17 protein-coding genes are annotated in these 18,458 nt (G+C 41.5%); 16 read left to right on the forward strand and 1 reads right to left on the reverse strand.

Annotated elements, in window-relative coordinates:
- Position 1 precedes the first annotated feature (1 nt).
- On the forward strand, positions 2-823 hold the full coding sequence (gene nadE, locus K8L98_RS02660) for an NAD(+) synthase (protein ID WP_223439448.1): 822 nt from the start codon (positions 2-4) through the stop codon (positions 821-823).
- A 462-nt stretch (positions 824-1,285) separates the two neighbouring features.
- On the opposite strand, the gene K8L98_RS02665 is transcribed toward nadE, so the two are convergent.
- On the reverse strand, positions 1,286-2,953 hold the full coding sequence (locus tag K8L98_RS02665; RefSeq protein ID WP_223439450.1) for a glutamine--tRNA ligase/YqeY domain fusion protein: 1,668 nt from the start codon (positions 2,951-2,953) through the stop codon (positions 1,286-1,288).
- Positions 2,954-3,183: 230 nt separating this feature from the next.
- On the opposite strand from K8L98_RS02665, the gene K8L98_RS02670 reads away from it, so the two are divergent.
- The 15 genes from K8L98_RS02670 to K8L98_RS02740 all read left to right on the forward strand — a co-directional run bounded on the left by K8L98_RS02670 (position 3,184) and on the right by K8L98_RS02740 (position 18,443).
- Positions 3,184-4,206 (forward strand): Bug family tripartite tricarboxylate transporter substrate binding protein, encoded by a 1,023-nt coding sequence (locus K8L98_RS02670; protein WP_223439452.1) that lies wholly within the window; start codon positions 3,184-3,186, stop codon positions 4,204-4,206.
- Positions 4,207-4,422: 216 nt separating this feature from the next.
- Positions 4,423-4,875, forward strand: a complete 453-nt coding sequence (locus tag K8L98_RS02675; RefSeq protein ID WP_223439454.1) for a tripartite tricarboxylate transporter TctB family protein — start codon at positions 4,423-4,425, stop codon at positions 4,873-4,875.
- A 159-nt stretch (positions 4,876-5,034) separates the two neighbouring features.
- Positions 5,035-6,561, forward strand: a complete 1,527-nt coding sequence (locus tag K8L98_RS02680; protein WP_223439455.1) for a tripartite tricarboxylate transporter permease — start codon at positions 5,035-5,037, stop codon at positions 6,559-6,561.
- Between the two features lie 55 nt (positions 6,562-6,616).
- Entirely contained in the window at positions 6,617-8,224 is a 1,608-nt protein-coding gene (locus K8L98_RS02685; protein ID WP_223439457.1) for an ATP-binding protein, read from the forward strand.
- Positions 8,202-8,897, forward strand: a complete 696-nt coding sequence (locus K8L98_RS02690) for a response regulator (RefSeq protein ID WP_223439459.1) — start codon at positions 8,202-8,204, stop codon at positions 8,895-8,897. The genes K8L98_RS02685 and K8L98_RS02690 overlap by 23 nt, the downstream gene beginning before the upstream one ends.
- Before the next feature lie 190 nt (positions 8,898-9,087).
- On the forward strand, positions 9,088-9,411 hold the full coding sequence (locus K8L98_RS02695; protein ID WP_223439461.1) for a hypothetical protein: 324 nt from the start codon (positions 9,088-9,090) through the stop codon (positions 9,409-9,411).
- A 47-nt stretch (positions 9,412-9,458) separates the two neighbouring features.
- A complete protein-coding gene (locus K8L98_RS02700; protein ID WP_223439463.1) occupies positions 9,459-10,781 on the forward strand; it encodes a hypothetical protein in 1,323 nt (440 codons plus the stop codon).
- Positions 10,774-11,178 (forward strand): hypothetical protein, encoded by a 405-nt coding sequence (locus K8L98_RS02705; protein WP_223439466.1) that lies wholly within the window; start codon positions 10,774-10,776, stop codon positions 11,176-11,178. Before K8L98_RS02700 ends, K8L98_RS02705 begins: the two co-directional genes overlap by 8 nt.
- Positions 11,175-11,576 carry an SseB family protein gene (locus K8L98_RS02710; protein WP_223439468.1) on the forward strand — a complete coding sequence of 134 codons (402 nt, stop codon included), beginning with the start codon at positions 11,175-11,177 and terminating at the stop codon, positions 11,574-11,576. The genes K8L98_RS02705 and K8L98_RS02710 overlap by 4 nt, the downstream gene beginning before the upstream one ends.
- 405 nt (positions 11,577-11,981) lie before the next feature.
- Positions 11,982-14,690 (forward strand): GTPase domain-containing protein, encoded by a 2,709-nt coding sequence (locus K8L98_RS02715; protein ID WP_223439470.1) that lies wholly within the window; start codon positions 11,982-11,984, stop codon positions 14,688-14,690.
- Positions 14,691-14,829: 139 nt separating this feature from the next.
- The gene (locus tag K8L98_RS02720; protein WP_223439472.1) at positions 14,830-15,591 is read left to right on the forward strand and encodes a threonine/serine exporter family protein; all 762 of its coding nucleotides are present in this window, start codon (positions 14,830-14,832) and stop codon (positions 15,589-15,591) included.
- A 15-nt stretch (positions 15,592-15,606) separates the two neighbouring features.
- Complete coding sequence (locus K8L98_RS02725) at positions 15,607-16,053, forward strand: threonine/serine exporter family protein (RefSeq protein WP_223443085.1); 447 nt, start codon at positions 15,607-15,609, stop codon at positions 16,051-16,053.
- Between the two features lie 12 nt (positions 16,054-16,065).
- Positions 16,066-16,203, forward strand: coding sequence for a hypothetical protein (locus K8L98_RS02730; protein ID WP_223439475.1), 138 nt, complete (start codon positions 16,066-16,068; stop codon positions 16,201-16,203).
- Positions 16,204-17,380: 1,177 nt separating this feature from the next.
- Entirely contained in the window at positions 17,381-17,581 is a 201-nt protein-coding gene (locus K8L98_RS02735; protein ID WP_420828819.1) for a hypothetical protein, read from the forward strand.
- A 40-nt stretch (positions 17,582-17,621) separates the two neighbouring features.
- Positions 17,622-18,443, forward strand: coding sequence for a glycerophosphodiester phosphodiesterase (locus tag K8L98_RS02740; RefSeq protein ID WP_223439477.1), 822 nt, complete (start codon positions 17,622-17,624; stop codon positions 18,441-18,443).
- Positions 18,444-18,458: the final 15 nt, after the last annotated feature.

Here is an 18,458-nt window from a genome sequence, read left to right on the forward strand (position 1 = left end):
GATGAGCTTGCAAGAGAAGATTATGAGTGATTTAAATGTTAAACCTGAAATTGATCCGAAGGCAGAAATAAGAGAACGCATTGATTTTTTGAAAGACTATCTGAAAAAAACGGGTGCGAAAGGATTTGTTCTTGGTATAAGCGGAGGGCAGGATTCTACTTTGGCAGGGCGTCTTGCCCAGCTCTCTGTTGAAGAGTTAAGAAGTGAAGGCAAAAGCGATGCGAAGTTCATTGCCGTCCGCCTTCCGCACGGCGTTCAGCACGATGAAAATGATGCGCAGCTTGCTCTCAAATTTATCAAGCCTGATCAATTAATTACGTTTGATATTAAGTCGACGGTTGATGCCTTTGAAAAGCAATATGCAGATGCCGTTCAGGATGAGCTGAGTGATTTTAATAAAGGAAATGTGAAAGCAAGAACACGCATGATTACTCAATATGCGATCGGAGGCCAGGCTGGATTGCTTGTCATCGGTACAGATCACGCTGCAGAAGCAGTCACAGGATTCTTTACGAAGTATGGTGACGGCGGAGCAGATCTTCTTCCGTTAGCCGGTCTTACTAAGCGCCAGGGCAGAAGCTTGCTGAAAGAGCTTGGAGCAGAAGAGAGATTATACTTGAAGGTTCCAACGGCTGACCTCCTAGACGATAAGCCGCAGCAGGCTGATGAGACGGAGCTCGGCATTACCTATGATGAGCTTGATGACTACTTAGAAGGGAAATCCGTTTCAGAGGAAGTCGCTTCTAAGGTGGAAAAGCGCTACTTAATGACTGAGCATAAGCGCCAATTGCCTGCAAGCAAGTTTGATGGCTGGTGGAAATAAGTAAGGAAAGCAGCTGCATGTGCGGCTGCTTTTTACGTTGACTGTGAAATTCGGCTGATAAAAGCGTTACATTGTTTAGCACCGGCTGCACAATCTGTTATTTTTTCATACTATGACTCACTGCCTTCAAGATAAACAGTTTTTCCTGTGAACTCAGCATTCTCCAGCTGCCTGCTTTGATTCTCATGATTCATCGTCCTCCTTTCTGCTTAGTATTTATTTAGTTCATCCCTCATTTTTCTTTGTTAGTACGTTTATACCGCGAAAAATCAAGATTAAAACCATCCAAATCTCTGCAATGTTCGGGTTGGACTTTGACTGGAATTGTAAAAAGAGACGCTCAGACGACGGGATTCATCTCGATAGGACAGCTTTTTACTCTTGTCCTATCGAATGCTGAAGAACATTTCGTAAAAAAAAAAGACCTAAATTTCAAAGAAATTTAGGTCTTTCATATGTTTATTATAATTTAAACGAGCTTTTTAAAGAAACAATCCGGTTGTAAACAGCTTTTTCTGGCGTTGTATTCTTCGGATCCACGTTGAAATACCCGTGTCTGAAGAATTGGAATTTGTCCTGACCCTTTACATTATTCATGTTCGGTTCTACAAAGCCTTGAACGACTTCCAGCGATTGATCGTTCACGTAATCGAGGAATGTTTTTTCTTCTTCCTCTTCGCTTTTTTCCGCTTCCAGGTCTGCGTCAAGAATTAACGGCTGATACAGACGGAATTCTGCAGGCACGGCATTTTTAGCATCCACCCAGTGGATGGTGCCTTTTACTTTACGGCCTGTAAAGCCTGATCCGCTCTTAGTTTCAGGATCGTATGTGCAATGCAGTTCTACGACATTTCCATTTTCATCTTTGATGACATCTTCACATTTGATGAAGTAGGCATGCTTGAGACGAACCTCGTTGCCAGGGAAAAGGCGGAAATACTTTTTCGGAGGATCTTCCATGAAATCGTCCTGTTCGATATAGATTTCTCTTCCGAACGGAATTTGTCGCGAGCCCATTTCAGGAACCTCTGGATTAATCTCTGCATCAAGCATTTCAGACTCGCCTTCAGGATAGTTCGTAATCACCACTTTAAGCGGCTTAAGAACACCCATTGTCCGAGGTGCTTTCAGCTTAAGATCTTCTCTTGCGAAGTGCTCGAGCATGGCTTCGTCAACAGCGCCGTAACCTTTAGAAACGCCTGTTTCCCGTACAAAATTACGGATGGCATCAGATGTGTATCCTTTTCTTCTGAGTCCTGAAACCGTTGGCATGCGCGGGTCATCCCAGCCGTCTACAAAGCCTTCATCAACAAGCTGCTTCAGCTTGCGTTTACTCATGACTGTGTTCGTGATATTTAAGCGTCCAAATTCAATTTGCTTAGGCTTGCTTTCCATTTCACATTCTTCGACAACCCAATTGTAAAGAGGACGATGATCCTCAAATTCTGTTGTACAAATGGAATGTGTCACGCCTTCAATCGCATCTTCAATCGGGTGTGCGAAATCATACATCGGATAAATGCACCAAGTATCTCCTGTATTATGGTGAGTCGCATGTGATACACGGTAAATAACAGGGTCACGAAGATTCAGGTTTGGTGACGTCATATCGATTTTAGCACGCAAAACCTTGCTGCCTGTTTCAAATTCGCCTTTGCGCATTTGATCGAACAGCTCAAGATTTTCTTCAGCAAAGCGATTGCGGTACGGGCTTTCTTTTCCAGGCTGAGTCAATGTGCCGCGGTATTCGCGGATTTCATCAGCTGTGAGGTCATCTACATACGCTTTGCCTTTTTTGATTAAAAGAACAGCGCGGTTGTACATTTCCTCAAAGTAATTTGATGCAAAGTGAAGCTCGTCCCATTCATAGCCAAGCCATTTCACATCTTCTTTAATGGAATCTACGTATTCCTGATCCTCTTTTAAAGGGTTCGTGTCATCAAATCGCAAATTGGTTCTGCCGCCAAAGTCATCGGCAAGTTCAAAGTTGATTAAGATTGATTTTGCATGGCCGATATGAAGGTAGCCATTCGGCTCAGGCGGGAAACGGGTGATGACCGTTGAATGCTTTCCGCTCTCCAAGTCCTCTTTTATGATGCTTTTGATAAAGTTTGACGAGTTATTTTCCAATATCTATCGTCCTTTCTTCTATGTAAACTTCATTATATCCATAAATCATCTATTCATTTTACAATTATATGTTTCCCGCGCCATTTATTCAAATGAATTCAGCTGTTATTTCGCCCGTGAACAAAAAGGACAAAAAGGAGCTAAAGGTTTTTATGCTCTTTACGTGTATAAACTATATTTTTTCAGAATCCTCTGTAAAATTAAGAAAACGCTTACAAAGGAGGATTTATATGTTCGGATTAAAAAAGGTATCCATGATTATGTGTGCAGGGGCACTTGCTTTTAGCTTAGGTGCCTGCAGCAGCGGAGAGAAAGCTTCTTCGGGCAGTACAGGTACAGGCTATCCATCAAAGGCTTTAACGGTTGTCGCTCCATCAGGTGCCGGAGGAGGATGGGATTTAACAGCGAGGTCGTTCGTGAAGGTGTTAAGTGAAACCAAGCTTGTAGACCAGCCGCTCACCGTAGAAAACAAACCAGGCGGAGGCGGAGCGGTATTCATGGCTGAATATGCCACACAGGATGTGCAAAATAATGAGCGGTTATTTGTCAATTCGCCGCCTGTTATCATCAATAACCTGAAGAAAGAAGGAAACAGTCCTTACGGATATAAAAATACAACTCCTCTTGCTCAATTGACGAAGGATTATGGGGCAATTGTTGTTAAAGAAGATTCAAAATACAAGGATCTGCAATCTTTATTGGAAGATGTGAAAAAAAATCCGGGCAAGCTTACATTTGCCGGCGGATCAGCTCCAGGTTCAATGGATCACCTGATTTCAATTCTTCCAGCTTATGCAGATGGAGTGGATCCGACAAAGTTAAGATATGTTTCCTATGATGGGGGAGGAGAGGCGATTACAGCTCTTCTAGGGAACAATGCTGACGTAATTGGAACTGATGTATCAAGCGTCAAGGAGTTCTTAAAGGCAGGCAAGGTAAGAGTACTTGCTACAACTGCATCCGAACGGCTTCAAGGCGAACTTAAGGATCTTCCAACTGCGAAAGAGCAAGGAATTGACGCAGAATTCACCATTTGGCGAGGAGTTTTTGGCCCAGAGAAAATGTCTGATGAAGCTTATAAATATTGGGAGAAAACAATTAAAAATTTAGTAGAGTCTGAAGAATGGATAAAGGAAGTCGAAACACAGGGATGGGAAATGGAATATAAGAATGGCGAGGACTTTAAAGCATTTTTAGGAGAGCAGGAAAAACAAGTGCAAACCCTGCTTAAGGCTGTTGGAATGTCGAAATAATTGTGAAGCTGAAGAAGGAGGCAGTCTCCTTCTTTGCTTAAAGTTTTTTAGAAAGCATAAAATTTACCGTTTCTATGTCTAGCTCCACCGCCCAACTCCCAGGCCAGAACAAATTCACTCAGGATAGTCAAATCAGACTTTTCTGAGTGAATTCTAATCTGTCATGCCTGAGCTAAACGGGCGGTTCCGCTTTTCCTATTAGAAAGGATGATTCAGATGTCAATCAAGTTTGACAGGGCAGCAGCCGTTTTGTTTTTAGCGGTGGGAGCGCTCTTTATGTATGGCAGTATGCAGATAGCGGAATCTTCATATGGAAGTGTTGTCGGACCTAATATTTTTCCGTTCTTTCTAGGTGCCATCCTTTTTCTGCTTAGCCTTCGTTTGTTTTATGAAACCTTTCATTACGAGAAAAAATACGGAAAAAAAGAACCTTTGCAGATGAAAGCTTTCATCATTATTTTTCTTGCAGCACTGCTTTACATAGCAGCACTTGAAACAATCGGATATGTTATCACGACATTTGTTTTTCTATTTATATGCTTTCAAACAATGGAGCGCGGAAAATGGTTGAAATCGATTGTAATATCTGCTTGTTTTTCTGCCGGGATCTATTACTTATTTGTTGTTGTTCTAAAAGGAACCCTGCCAAGCTTTCCGGTATGGTTTTAAGTAAATGAGATAAGAGCGTACAAAATTCAGCACATTGACGGCAAGCGCCTGCCTCCTCCGCCAAAAAGTCATACCAGGACTTTTTCACCGGATCCTTATCTGCCTGCCGGAGCTGAACAAGGCGCTTAAAGCTTTTCTTATTAAGGGAGGAAATGCACAATGGGAACTCTTGATTATCTGCTGCAGGGCTTTCAGTCAGCCTTCATTTGGTATAATATCCTTTTTGCTTTTGCAGGCGTCCTGATTGGAACGGCAGTAGGCGTCCTGCCTGGAATCGGACCAATGAGCGGTGTAGCTCTTTTAATACCGGTCACAGCTTCAATGACTGGGGGGCTGCCGCCGGAACAAGCGGCAACAAGCGCCATTATCCTGCTTGCCGGGGTTTATTACGGAGCTATGTACGGAGGCTCTACAACATCTATTCTATTAAATACACCTGGAGAATCATCTTCTGTTGTTACCACACTTGACGGCTATCAAATGGCGAAGAATGGCAGGGCGGGAAGTGCTCTTTCCATCGCTGCAATCGGATCCTTTTTTGCGGGCATCGTAACACTGATCGCACTTATTTTATTAGCAAAGCCTTTATCCAGCATAGCAATTAAGTTTGGCCCGGCGGAATACTTTTCACTGATGCTGCTTGGTATTGCAGCAGTCAGCGGTCTTGCAGGCAAATCGGTGACAAAAGCACTTATCATGACGATCACAGGCTTATTGCTTGCAACGATTGGAGTGGATAATGTTTCAGGTGTTGCAAGATTTACGTTCGATTTTCCATGGCTTTATCAGGGAATTGAATTTTTAACAATAGCGGTTGGATTGTTTGCATTAGGAGAGGTCTTCAAGACAATCCTTGAAAAAGAAGAGGAAGACACAGAAATTGCTAAAATCAATAATATCTTACCTTCAAAAGAGGAATTGAAGGAATCCGCAGGTCCGATCGCAAGAGGTTCATTATTAGGATTCTTCATTGGAATACTGCCGGGAGCCGGCGCCACATTGGCTTCATTTTTCTCATATATTATGGAAAAGAAAATCAGCAAGGATCCATCTAAGTTCGGTAAAGGTGCAATTGCAGGTGTTGCTGCACCGGAATCTGCCAATAACGCGGCATCCGGCGGTGCGATGATTCCATTATTGACGCTTGGCATTCCGGGATCAGGGACAACTGCGATCCTGATGGGTGCCCTGATGATGTATAACATTCAGCCGGGTCCGCTGCTGTTTGAAGATCATCCTCAAGTTGCGTGGGGGTTAATTGCAAGTATGTTCATTGGAAACATTATGCTTCTCGCTTTAAATATGCCGCTTGTTAAGGTGTTTGCGAAAATTATCCAAACACCGAAAAAGTATTTGATTCCTATTATTATCGCAATTTCGATTTTTGGTGTATATGCAGTGCAGGTATCCGTGTATGACTTACTCCTTCTCCTTGCATGCGGCGTTCTCGGCTACTTTTTATCCAAGAATGATTACCCGATTGCTCCACTGGTATTAGGCTTGGTATTAGGCCCGATGATTGAAAACAATATGAGAAGAGCGCTTACCATTTCAAATGGAGACTACAGCATTTTCTTCTCGCGTCCCCTTTCAGTATCATTCTTAATACTTACGGCGCTTTGGCTTCTGATTCCTGTTTTAATGAAAAAACGGGGAAAGGATGTAGTCATAAACGTAGAGGGCTAAAAAAACTCCTTTTTAATAAGGAGTTTTTTTACTATGATTATTCAGAGGTGAGTGAATGCGTTTACATGCTAAGCTGATGATTGGGATAAGTCTTGTGGTAGTCCTGATGGCAGGTATATTTGAACTAACCTTTAAGTCCATCATGGAGAACAATTTGAAGAAAGATAAGGGTATGCAGGCGCTGTCTGTTGCAGAGACAATCGCATATATGCCTGAGATCGCGGAAGCCTTCTTAACGGAAAATCCGTCTGAAATCATTCAGCCGATCGCAGAGAAAATCCGCAAAGAGGTGGGAGCGGAATTTATCGTCGTAGGAAACCTTAATGAAATCAGGTATTCACATCCTGATGCTGATCGTTTGGGCGAAAAAATGGTTGGCGGAGATAATGAAGAAGTATTCAAAGGGAGAACCGTTATTTCTGAATCTGTCGGTACCCTTGGACCATCTCTTAGAGGAAAAGCACCCATATTCGGTCAGAATGATAATGTAATTGGAGTCGTTTCTGTCGGATTTCTTCAGGAGGATATTGAAAAAGAACTGACAAACCTTGAAAACAAAATCTTATTTTCTACAATTGTTATCTTAATAGGCGGGATTATTTCAGCGTTATTAATCTCATTAAACATTAAAAAAGCAATCTTTGGCCTTGAACCGCGTGAGATTGCCTGGATGTATCAGGAAAAACACGCCATATTGGAATCTATACATGAAGGGATCATTGCCATTGATACCGACGGGAAAATCACGGTTGTGAATGAAAATGCCCATAAAATCCTGGAGATTCCAAATGAGATTCTTTTAAGGGGAAAGCGGATCGAAGAGATCATTAAAGACACCCATCTGCTGCAGGTTGTTGATTCCGGACAAGCTGAATATGATCAGGAATTCATCATTCTTGAGGATGTTTTTGTCGTAAACCGCATCCCTATTTTTGATAAAAGAGGAGAAGTTATAGGCGCTGTAGCGAGTTTCCGGAATAAATCTGAACTGTCACAGGTGCTGAAGGAACTGTCACACGTCAAAGCATATGCAGAGGGGTTAAGAGCGCAGACACATGAATATTCGAACAAGCTCTACACCTTGCTCGGACTCATCCAATTAGGGTCTTACAAAGAAGCGATTGAGTTTATTTCGACAGAAGTAAATGTTACGCAGGGATTTATTGGCTTCATCATGAGGGAAATTCCCGATCCTATTCTTGCGGGATTTATATTAGGAAAAATCAGTCTTGCAAGCGAATTAAAAATCCATTTTTCCATAGATGAGGAAAGCAGCTTTAAGGATGTTCCGGACTCATTGAATCGTGATGCTTTAATAACCATTTTCGGCAATCTGCTGAATAATGCCTTTGAAGCTGTCAGAGAAAAAGAAGACGGAGATAAAAAGGTATCGCTCTTTTTAACTGATCTGGGCAAAGAATTGATTATTGAAGTTGAAGACAATGGACCAGGTATAGATGAGGAGCATTTCGAGAGCATTTTTCAGCAGGGGTTCTCTACAAAGAGCAGGGACAAAAATGCAGGAATCGGTCTGAGCCTTGTCCGGCAGGCTTTGAAAAAAGTAGGAGGAACGATCACTTTTTCATCGAAGAAAGGAGAAGGAACAGCGTTTACTGTAGCCATTCCAAAAAGCAGGAGGTATGATGATGAATCAAGCCATTGAGGTGCTGATCATTGAAGACGATTTAAGAATTGCCGAGATTCAAAGAAGATTTCTTGAACAGATAGAGGGGTTTCACACCATTGGCATAGCTGCTAATTATGCTGAGGCAAAAAACTTGATTGATATATTAAAACCGGATTTAATTTTACTTGATGTGTATTTTCCTGATATGAACGGATGCGATCTTTTAAAGGAAATCAAGCAGCTTGATAAGCAAACGGATGTCATTATGATAACAGCTGCGCGGGAAATTGAGACGGTGCAGGAAGCCATAACAATCGGAGTGTTTGATTTTATTATCAAGCCTGTTGTTTTTGAACGGTTCAAGCAGTCCTTAAAAAGATACGAAGAACATTACCGCAAACTTAAAGCAATCAGATTGGAAAACAAAATCATGGGTCAGGAAGAAGTCGACAGACTTCTTTATAAGGTGCATGAAATTTCTGAGAAGCCCCTGCTGCCAAAAGGGATCGATAAACTGACGCTGATTAAGGTCATGGAAGTGCTGGATGCGGGACAGGGATTAACGGCTGAAACAGTAGCGAAGCAAATCGGTGTGAGCCGGACAACTGCAAGGAGATATTTGGAACACCTCATCTCCCAGGAGAAAATTGCGGCTGATTTATCCTATGGAACAATTGGAAGACCAGAACGTGTTTATGTACTTAAATAAGGTTGTTTTAGTGGAATAAATGACGTGAAGTTTTTAATATATTCTAATAGTAGGAAGGAATAATTTCTTTTCTAGTCATATTCGCCTATGTGCAAAAATAGTTTAATAGATAGTTGCCGGATTCATCCCCATATTTTAACATAACTATAAGATGCTTCTAAAACAGGAAGAAGGACGTGGAAAGAATTTGTTGGATACGATCGAAGACTTCTTTGAAGACTTGGAGAGAAAGAGAAAGCAAGCCGAATACAATCGTGATGCAGATGAACTCGAAGCATATCTGGCTGCTGTTAATCGTGCAATGGGAACGTTTGATGACGGAGTTTTTCATTTTCATAACCTGCATCAGCAGTATGCAGATGAATGGACTGGTCAAACAAAAATAGCCTATGAAAGTATTCGGGATGACATTCGTGTCACTTATAATCATATATACGATATGAAGGATGAGCTTTTTCAGGAGCTGAGAAACGAAATCGGAAGGCTTAGAGAACTGGCCGCTGGCCTCGCCTAATACAGCGCTGCAATTGTTTTAGAGGAACAAAGGAGAGGTAGACGCACATGGAAATTAAAATAAGACCAGAAGAGCTTGAAGCGTTCGCACAGCACATTGAACAATCCCGCTCATATACGGGAGAAGCCCTTGATCTGTTAAACTGGGAATCTGCCAGACTGCGCTTTACCTCTGTTGCACGTGTAGGAAGGGCTCTTGATCTCCAGGAAGAGATCCGGCACTTGGTGAATCGGTTTCATACGCTGACAGATGATGCAAAAGCATTAATTGAAAACACCGCAAATGGCATGAGAGAAGCAGATGAGGCCGCCAAATCGTCTGCTTCTTCAGGCTGGGGCGGTTTTTTCTCAGGATTATGGGATGGCGCTAAGAATGGACTTACAGACGCTTGGGACGGGCTTGTATCCCTCACGGAATGGGAAACATATGAAGCAATGTGGGATGCCATCATTCACCCCCTTGAAACCCTTGAATCAATGTGGAACACGCTCTCTGAAGCTTGGGAAACAAAAGTAATAAATGGAGATATCTACAGCAGAACGGAATTCTTTACATATGGTGTCGTCTCTATTGGACTTGGCATTCTTGGAGGCAAGGGAATCGATAAGCTCGGAAAAGCTGCGAAGCTGACAAAAGTACCTGATGGGACATCCTCTAAGCCGAAATTGGAGACTGTCACTCATGGGACAGATACGAGTTTTGATTATGCAAAACTTTCGCAGGGGAAAGGGTTTGCTGCTGAGATTAATTCGGTGCTTGATGAAGCGGGGCTTTCTAAGCAAGAATTTTTATCCCTTCAATCCCACTATTATAAAGATTTAACACCTGAGGAATTGGACAAAATGCATCAAGTCCGCGAAGCTGTACCGCCTGTCAATGGATCCACCGTTTTGCAGAAGGTCATTGATCAGGATAAAATGGCCTTGTATTTATCAGGTCAACTTACAGACGTCGGGGGATGTATAGCAAAAATGGATGATGTCAGCGATATTACAACGTCTGCAGACATGTACAATTCCTTGCGGATGGACTATCCGAACACACCGTTTTCACCTGACAAAGAATACGCTGTGATCCGATTTACAACAGAACAAAGCGACCGTCTCAAAATTCCATATGCAGAGGAGCTTAATAACCCTCACGCAGCAAAGCCTAATGAATATATCAGCTATCCCCAAACAGGCCATGGATTTACAGCTGCAGAAAATGGTAAGATTGTCCCTGAGTTTGAAACGGTTTATGGAAATAATGCCAGACCTAGCGCAGGTGAAATCTATGTTGTTAAAGGCGGCGCAGAAGAACTGGTAGGAATCTATGATAAATATGATCAAAGATTTTACAGTATAGAGGAGTTAAACAGTCATGATTAAAAAAGGAGAATACGGCATCTATCAAGGAAAAGAGTATTCAATCATCCCTGAGGGAAGCGGAAAGGTCACTTTGCGCACGCGAGACAAAGCAGCTCAAGGCGCGGGATTTCAGGCAGCAGGATTGAAGAAAAACATTTTCATTAAAGAAATTGCTCAATCTGAATTAGAGGCTGCCTATGAGTATAAACCTTATGCCATCTATAAAGAGCGGGAATTTATTATTGAAGGCATCAATGAGGCAGATCAATCGGTCATCTTGAAATCTATTGATCCAAACACAGTGGATGAACTTGGATTTTCATCCCTCGGAAAATATGAGTATATAAAAACCGTTGATATAGCTAATGTAAGTATATCGGAGAAAAAGAGACCGATTTTAGGATTCGGAGAAAAATGAGCAATCCATTCAACACCTTAGAAAAAGCTTTGATTGATGCCATGAGCCACAGTGATAAAATAGCAGACTTTTACGAAATACTCGGAAAAAGTACGATTTGGCTGATTGAAAAGCAGACAAATGAAATAGCGGCAGAAGGACAAGATGTTTTTTCACTGGAGCAGTTTCAGATTATGGAGAAGAAAAACCGGAAGCTATTGCCTGTTTTTTCTTCAAAATTTCCAATTGAGAAAATGTTCAAAAATAGTACGGCATTCGCTGTGTCTTTTCAGGAAGTGCTTAATCAGATAGATGGACAAACAGGGGTCATTTTAAATCCGGACACTCCTATATCAAAGCTGCTTATTCCGCAGGAGCTGGATATGATGAGAAAGAAACAGAACTTTTTTAAAGGTTGAGAAAAAAGAAGAAGCTAAAGAGAGGAATAGGCCTCTCTTTTTTACTGCTCTTGAAAGGGACTGGTTGCCTTTTGTTATGGCAGAATCAGCCTTTCAAAAATGTTTTCGGACAAATTAACTTTTTTTACCTGTAAAATGAGCCTTTTGAATCACACGCTAATCACATAAGGGATTATTCTCCTTTAATTTACCGGTGTTTACCATTATTTCAAGGGAATCTGGATTATTTAATCACATGGATACCAACTTAAAGCCCAGGTATATATCAAATGCTGACCCGCCTAGATCCTTAGTAGTGTAAAAACCGGCAAAACGGGTATACATAAATAAAGCATTCTAAATGCATCTTTTGATAGAATAGACTATTATAGATAAGTTTCTAGTGTACGTTAGGTGGAGGATAAAATGACAAACGACAAACAGTTGATTCATAAAGCATATTTTGAAAGGTTTATGGAAGACAGTGCTTCTGCTCAGCCTGTACAGGTGCTTGGAGAACTTTATTTCGAGGAGCAGGCAAAGGAAGTTTACGATCTGTCCTATATTCGCTTTGCACAGGGTGAGGTCTATTTTCACAACAAAGATTATGAGACTGCGATCTTCAAGTGGGAAAATATCAGCAATGAATTAGAGCCATGGGCCAAGAAAAATATTGCGGACTCATATTATGCTCTTGGTCATCTTTCAGCTGCAGAGGATATTTACACATCTATTCAAAGTGATTCGAAGACTTTGAAAATGGAAGTGGCGCTTGAATTATTTTCACTTTATCTATTGAGAGACAAAATTGAACTTGCATATAAGGTTATTAAAAAGGCGCTTGATATTCATTCAGATTATCCGAATGTAACGGATCTGGCACGATCTTTCTATGAGGATCAGCAGGACTGGAAGAATGCCGTTGAGCTTGCTGTTGCTGAAGGCGTGCGAGCGGAATCGCTTGAATGGTTTGAGCTGCTGGATGAGTATGTTCAAGCGGGATATACGAAATCGTTTGATCCTGAATACTTTTATCAGCCGCTTATTTCACTTTTCCGAATCAATCAAAAATTATTTCAGAAGGTTACGGCTTCTTTGTGGGACAGCTACCGAAATGAAGATTCCTACTTATCATGGCTGAAAACCGTTAATACAATCTTCCTTAATGTTGAGGTGCAGCCTTTTGAATCCTGGACGAAGATGTCTGATATCCACCAGAATACTTACTTAAGTGTGATTAATGGCACTTATTTGGTAAAGGATTTAGAAGATATTATTCCTGTGCTTTTAGCAAACTGGCAAAAGCTTGCGAATCAGTCAAAAGCGCTATTTGCTGCAACAGCCGTACTTGCATGGAATGAAATTTTCCCATCGTCTATGGATGCTGCGACTCTTAAGACAGCGGAAAAGCTGATCTTTGATTCTGAGCATGACAGCATCAGTCTTGAATACAGCCTGGATTTATTTAAGTCTCTTGTTTCATGGGCAGAGAATAACCATATTGAAGTGGGCTATAAAAAGACATGGCTCGTTTCAGGACTTTCCGATTTAAAGACAACCCATCTTTTAATCAGCGGCACAACGGAAAGCGGAAAATCCGCATTTATTAATCATATCCTTCAGGAAAATCTGGTCAGCAACACTAGTTCACCTGTGTTTGTACGTTCTGAAGGTGATTTGGCGGAAATGAATGAAATTACAAATGCCGGCATAAGAAGGATATCTGACAATCCTGAGTATCAGGAATCAGAAAACACTTGGATTGAAGTGAAATGGCCTTCTGCTCTTTTAGAAGAGAACAATACGGTGTTCCTGCATACACCTGAATTGGATCGTATTGGAGATGTAGAACAAACAGCTGAATTTCTGCCGATATCAGATGGAATGCTGTTCGTCCTTGATAAAAATACGCCTTTTAATGAGCACGAGCTTGAATTGCTGATGAAGCTTCAGGAATATGCTCTTGATACACCGTTTCACTTTATTCTGAATCACTCATCTGAACAGTGGAAATTGGCAGAAGAGCTGCAGGGAACAATCAACCAGTTCTTCCCGCAGTCACAGGTATTTGCTTTTTCCCCGGATAATCTTGGCCGTTTGAGTGAATTTTTGAATACTGTTTTCAGTAAATCGGACGCGAAGCTGGAAGAAAAACGCACGGCAAAACTTCTATATTTCATACGCAAAACACTCACGGATCTTTTGAACAAACGCGTTCAGATGGAGAATCGATTAGTAGAATCGGTTAAATGGAATGAGGATATTTTAGTAAGACTGAACGGCTTCATGAATCATTTAAGAGACGTGGAGCAGGAAAAGGCGAAATCCATCTCGGCTTCTTATCGTGAAGTGACTGCTGAGATGAAAAGTGACATGGCTGTGCAGCTGCCGAAAATCCTGCGCAACTGTTCTGCTCATATAAGTGAAAACAGTGATTTCAGCCAAATTCACATATCGTTAAACAAGAAAATGAATGAAGAAATTGGCGCTTATATCCATCAGAACCTGATTCCAAAATTCCAAACGTCTCTGCGTGAATGGCTTTCCCAATCAAATGAAGAGCTAAACGAAAGCCAGGCGTATCTTGATGAAATGAGTCTGTCTTTCAACGGTTTATACGGGGAAGAAAAAATGAAGCTTCTCTGCGATTTTAAAGTCATTGAAGACTGGCGCCGTGATTTAAACAGAATGACAAGCAGAGCGGATGTTGACGAGCAGAATATCCTGCTTAGATTTAAGCCGACTGAATTCCTGCTGAAAAGCGCCGGAAAGCTGTTCGCCGCTCTTCCTCAAAACAAGTCAATGCTGTACAACCAATATAAAAAATATGTCGAAAGCAAAAACTACGAGGACACAGCAGAAGAAATTTCAAAAAAATTCTTCCTTGAATTTGATTTATTTGAAAGGGCTCTGAAAGCAGATATCATCATGTTCTTCCAAAATCCGATTCTGTATGTGGAACAGACCATTCAAGAATCAGAAAATGAAATTTCAGGTTCAAAAGCAACCCTTGAGAAAATGAAAGCAAGTCCTGAGATCTATTACGATCCACTGCGTCTCTTTGAAGTAAGACTCCTTCAATATGAATTTATGGTGAAGGCGAATGAGGAGAATACGTATATTAAAAATCAATAAACAGAAGGACCCTTTATTTTAGGGTCCTTTGCTTTGTGCAAAAATTGATAATCCCCCAAAACTCAGATAAACTGAAACAAACTACAAACATAAATCCTGACTTGAAGGGGAATATCAAGCTATTGGAGAGAACATAAAGATGAAGAGTCAGCAAAATTATTCTTATGAGATCATGGAGGTTTGTCTGCTTGCCGGAAAAATTATGCTGATCAGCGGAGCTGAAACGTACCGGGTAGAAGATACGATGATGCGGATTGCTGCATCATTCGGTGTGAAGAATTCGCATAGTTATGTGACACCGACTGGCATTATCTTCTCGATAGAGTCAGATGAGCCGACGAAGACGAAATTAATTCGAATCATGGAACGAACGACGGATCTTGATAAGGTTACGAATGTGAACGCCATTTCAAGGAAAATAAGCAATGGAGATTTAAATGTTGATGAAGCCTATGATTTGTTAAAAGAAATTGATGAGGCGAACTCTACCTACTCTCTCTTTTTGCAGGTAATTGCTGCAGCGATTGCCAGCGGCTGCTTTCTGATTATGTTTCAGGGGCAGTGGTCTGATTTTATTCCTGCTGTACTGGCAGGGGGGCTCGGTTTTATGGCTGTTATTTATTTCCATCGCCTTGTGCCTATTAAATTTTTTGCGGAATTTCTGGCGGCATTCATTATAGGACTGCTTGCTTATTTGTTCGTAAGGACCGGTTTTGGATCTGAAATGGATAAAGTGATTATTGGCTCAGTTATGCCATTAGTTCCAGGACTGCTGATTACAAATGCTGTCAGGGATTTAATGGCCGGGCATTTAATATCAGGACTTTCAAAAGGAGCAGAAGCGTTTTTAACTGCATTTGCCATCGGATCTGGTATTGCGGTTGTTTTTTCATTATTTTAAGGGAGAGAAAAAATGATGTGGGTCTTGGGACAGCTAGTGACAAGCTTTATTTCTACAGCTGCATTCGGCATTATTTTTCAGGCGCCTAAACCTTCCCTCATTAAATGCGGACTTGTAGGGATGTGCGGCTGGATGATCTATATATCTTTGGTGGGCTATGGCTTTGATGCAGTTCCTGCTACTGTCATTGCAGCAGTATTTGTAGCTGTGACAAGTCAGGTTTTTGCAAAGATCTACAAAACGCCGATTATTATTTTCAGCGTAGCCGGCATTATTCCATTGGTTCCTGGAGGAATGGCGTATGACGCGATGAGAAATTTCGTTGAAAATGACTATAATACCGCGATTACATTAGCTGCAAAAGCATTTATGATATCAGGTTCCATCGCGATCGGCCTTGTTTTTTCTGAGGTAATCAATCAAGTCATAAGAAGGTCTCAGCTTCGTACAAAGGTTAAGTAAATGGGAATACAAATGAAACCGGAGACAGCGTTAAGGAGACTTGGGGAGACGGAGCTTATATTCTCAGCGCTCGGACTTGGCACGTGGCAGTCAGCAAAGGCAGCTAAATGCCTGCCCTGCAGCCTTAAAACGTATGCAGCCGCTTATTGAGCTGCTGGATCAATTGGCGCCTGAATAAAGAGAAAAAGGATACTAAATTGCACAGCAATTGGTATCCTTTTTTTACGTTTTGTGAGAAGTGATTATTATTGTCTTTCAAGTGAGCGGGTCTGTTTTGGGGAATCAACCGCCCCTTATGATTCCTCAAAACTTGTAGTAGTGCTGTTTGGGGAATCATAGAACGCTATGAGCATTCAAAACCGTCAAGTAGTGCTGTTTGGGTAATCATAGCCCCGCTATGAGTATTCAAAACCGTCAAGTAGTGCTTGTTTGGGTAATCATAGCCCCGCTATGAGTATTCAAAACCGTCAAGTAGTGTTGTTTGGGGAATCAAAGGTCCGCTATGAGTATTCAAAACCGTCAAGTAGTGCTTGTTTGGGTAATCAAAGGCCCTCTATGAGTAGCCAAAGTGCTGTTTGGGTAATCATAGACCCGCTATGAGTATTCAAAACCGTCAAGTAGTGCTTGTTTGGGTAATCAAAGGCCCTCTATGAGTAGCCAAAGTGCTGTTTGGGTAATCATAGACCCGCTATGAGTAGCCAAAGTGCTGTTTGGGTAATCATAGACCCGCTATGAGTATCCAAAACCGTCAAGTTAGTGCTGTAGGAGGAATCATAGACTCGCTATGAGTATTCAAAGTTATAAAGTAGTGTTGTTTGGGTAATCATAGCCCCGCTATGAGTATTCAAAACCGTCAAGTAGTGTTGTTTGGGGAATCAAAGGTCCGCTATGAGTATTCAAAACCGTAAAGTAGTGCTTGTTTGGGTAATCAAAGACCCGCTATGAGTATTCAAAACCGTCAAGTAGTGCTTGTTTGGGTAATCAAAGGCCCGTTATGAGTATTCAATACCCAAGAGAAGTGCCGTTTTGGGAATCCATCCACCAAATCCACCATCAATGAGTATCCAAAACCCATGAGTAGTGCTGTTTGCAGAATCATTCGCACGGCATGATACATAAAACCTCGTAGTATTCCTGTAAGATGATTCTCCGCCCGAAATGATTCTCCAAAATCCGCGATTTTCCCAAGGTAGATACGTTTATGCTAAACGGTTTCTTGTATTTTACAAACCCCTAACAATTCCTTCATATAAATCTATATTATCTTCATACTGGGTTTACCTTAAAGAGGTATGATGGAATTCGTTAAGGACAAGTGAATTTAGCCATGTGGGAAAAATACCCTCAATTAAAAGTGACAGTTGATCAGCTGCATGACACAAAAGCAAATGCAGTGACACAGGGAGCGTTAATATCTGTTTTCCCTGAATCAAGACAAAGATTGTATCAGGAATGGAAAACTTTATCAGGGAATGAACCCTCAAAAAGCATTAAATCAGGCGGCGAAAGAAACAGTTCGTGCACTTAAAACAGCAGGGAAGAAACAAGGGAAATAATAGGAGGAACTGATGAATCAGTCTTTTAGATTCGTCGGTTCCTATTTTGACAGAATCTCAGAATTGCTTCATGGAAAGGAGGACAAAGTCTTGAGCAAGCCAGTTGAAATATACGCACACCGGGGATGCAGCGGCGAGTTTCCTGAGAACACGATGGCCGCATTTGAAGCGGCCTGCAAGATTGGGGCAGATGGCATTGAGCTTGATGTGCAGATGACAAAGGATGGAGAAGTTGTTGTTATGCATGATGAACAAATTGACCGGACAACGAATGGGATTGGATTTGTAAAAGATTTCAGATACAAACAATTAAAGTTGTTTGATGCAGGAAGCTGGTTTCACCCTAAGTTTTCGCGGCAAACCATTCCCTCTTTACAGGATGTCCTGGACTTAATCAAAACAAGCGGTTCTGAAATGAAAGTAAATATTGAACTGAAAAATAACGTCCTGCTCTATGAAGGGATGGAAGAAAAAGTGCTCCAGTGTGTACAGCGATCAGGAATGATGGACTCAGTCATTCTCTCATCCTTTAATTTTAAAAGCATGGGGAGGATGCGGGAGCTGGACAATGACATTCAAACGGCCCTTTTATTCGAAGGAATTCCATCAAACATTATGGAGGAAGCACGGAAGGTTCGGGCAAATGGCCTCCATTCAGAAGCTTCATTTGCAGTCTCAGCTGCTGGAAAAAGAACCGTTGAGGCAGGGTATCCCCTCAGAGTTTTTACAGTAAATCAGACTGATAAACTAGAGGAATTGGCCAGGTCGGGTGTTTCTGCCCTTATTACTGACAATCCAGGATTATTTTTAGAGAATAAGAGTGTGCCTTTTTAGGCGCATTCTTTTTTT

The sequence above is a fragment of the Metabacillus dongyingensis genome (assembly GCF_019933155.2).
In the GTDB taxonomy this organism is placed as follows: domain Bacteria; phylum Bacillota; class Bacilli; order Bacillales; family Bacillaceae; genus Bacillus_P; species Bacillus_P dongyingensis.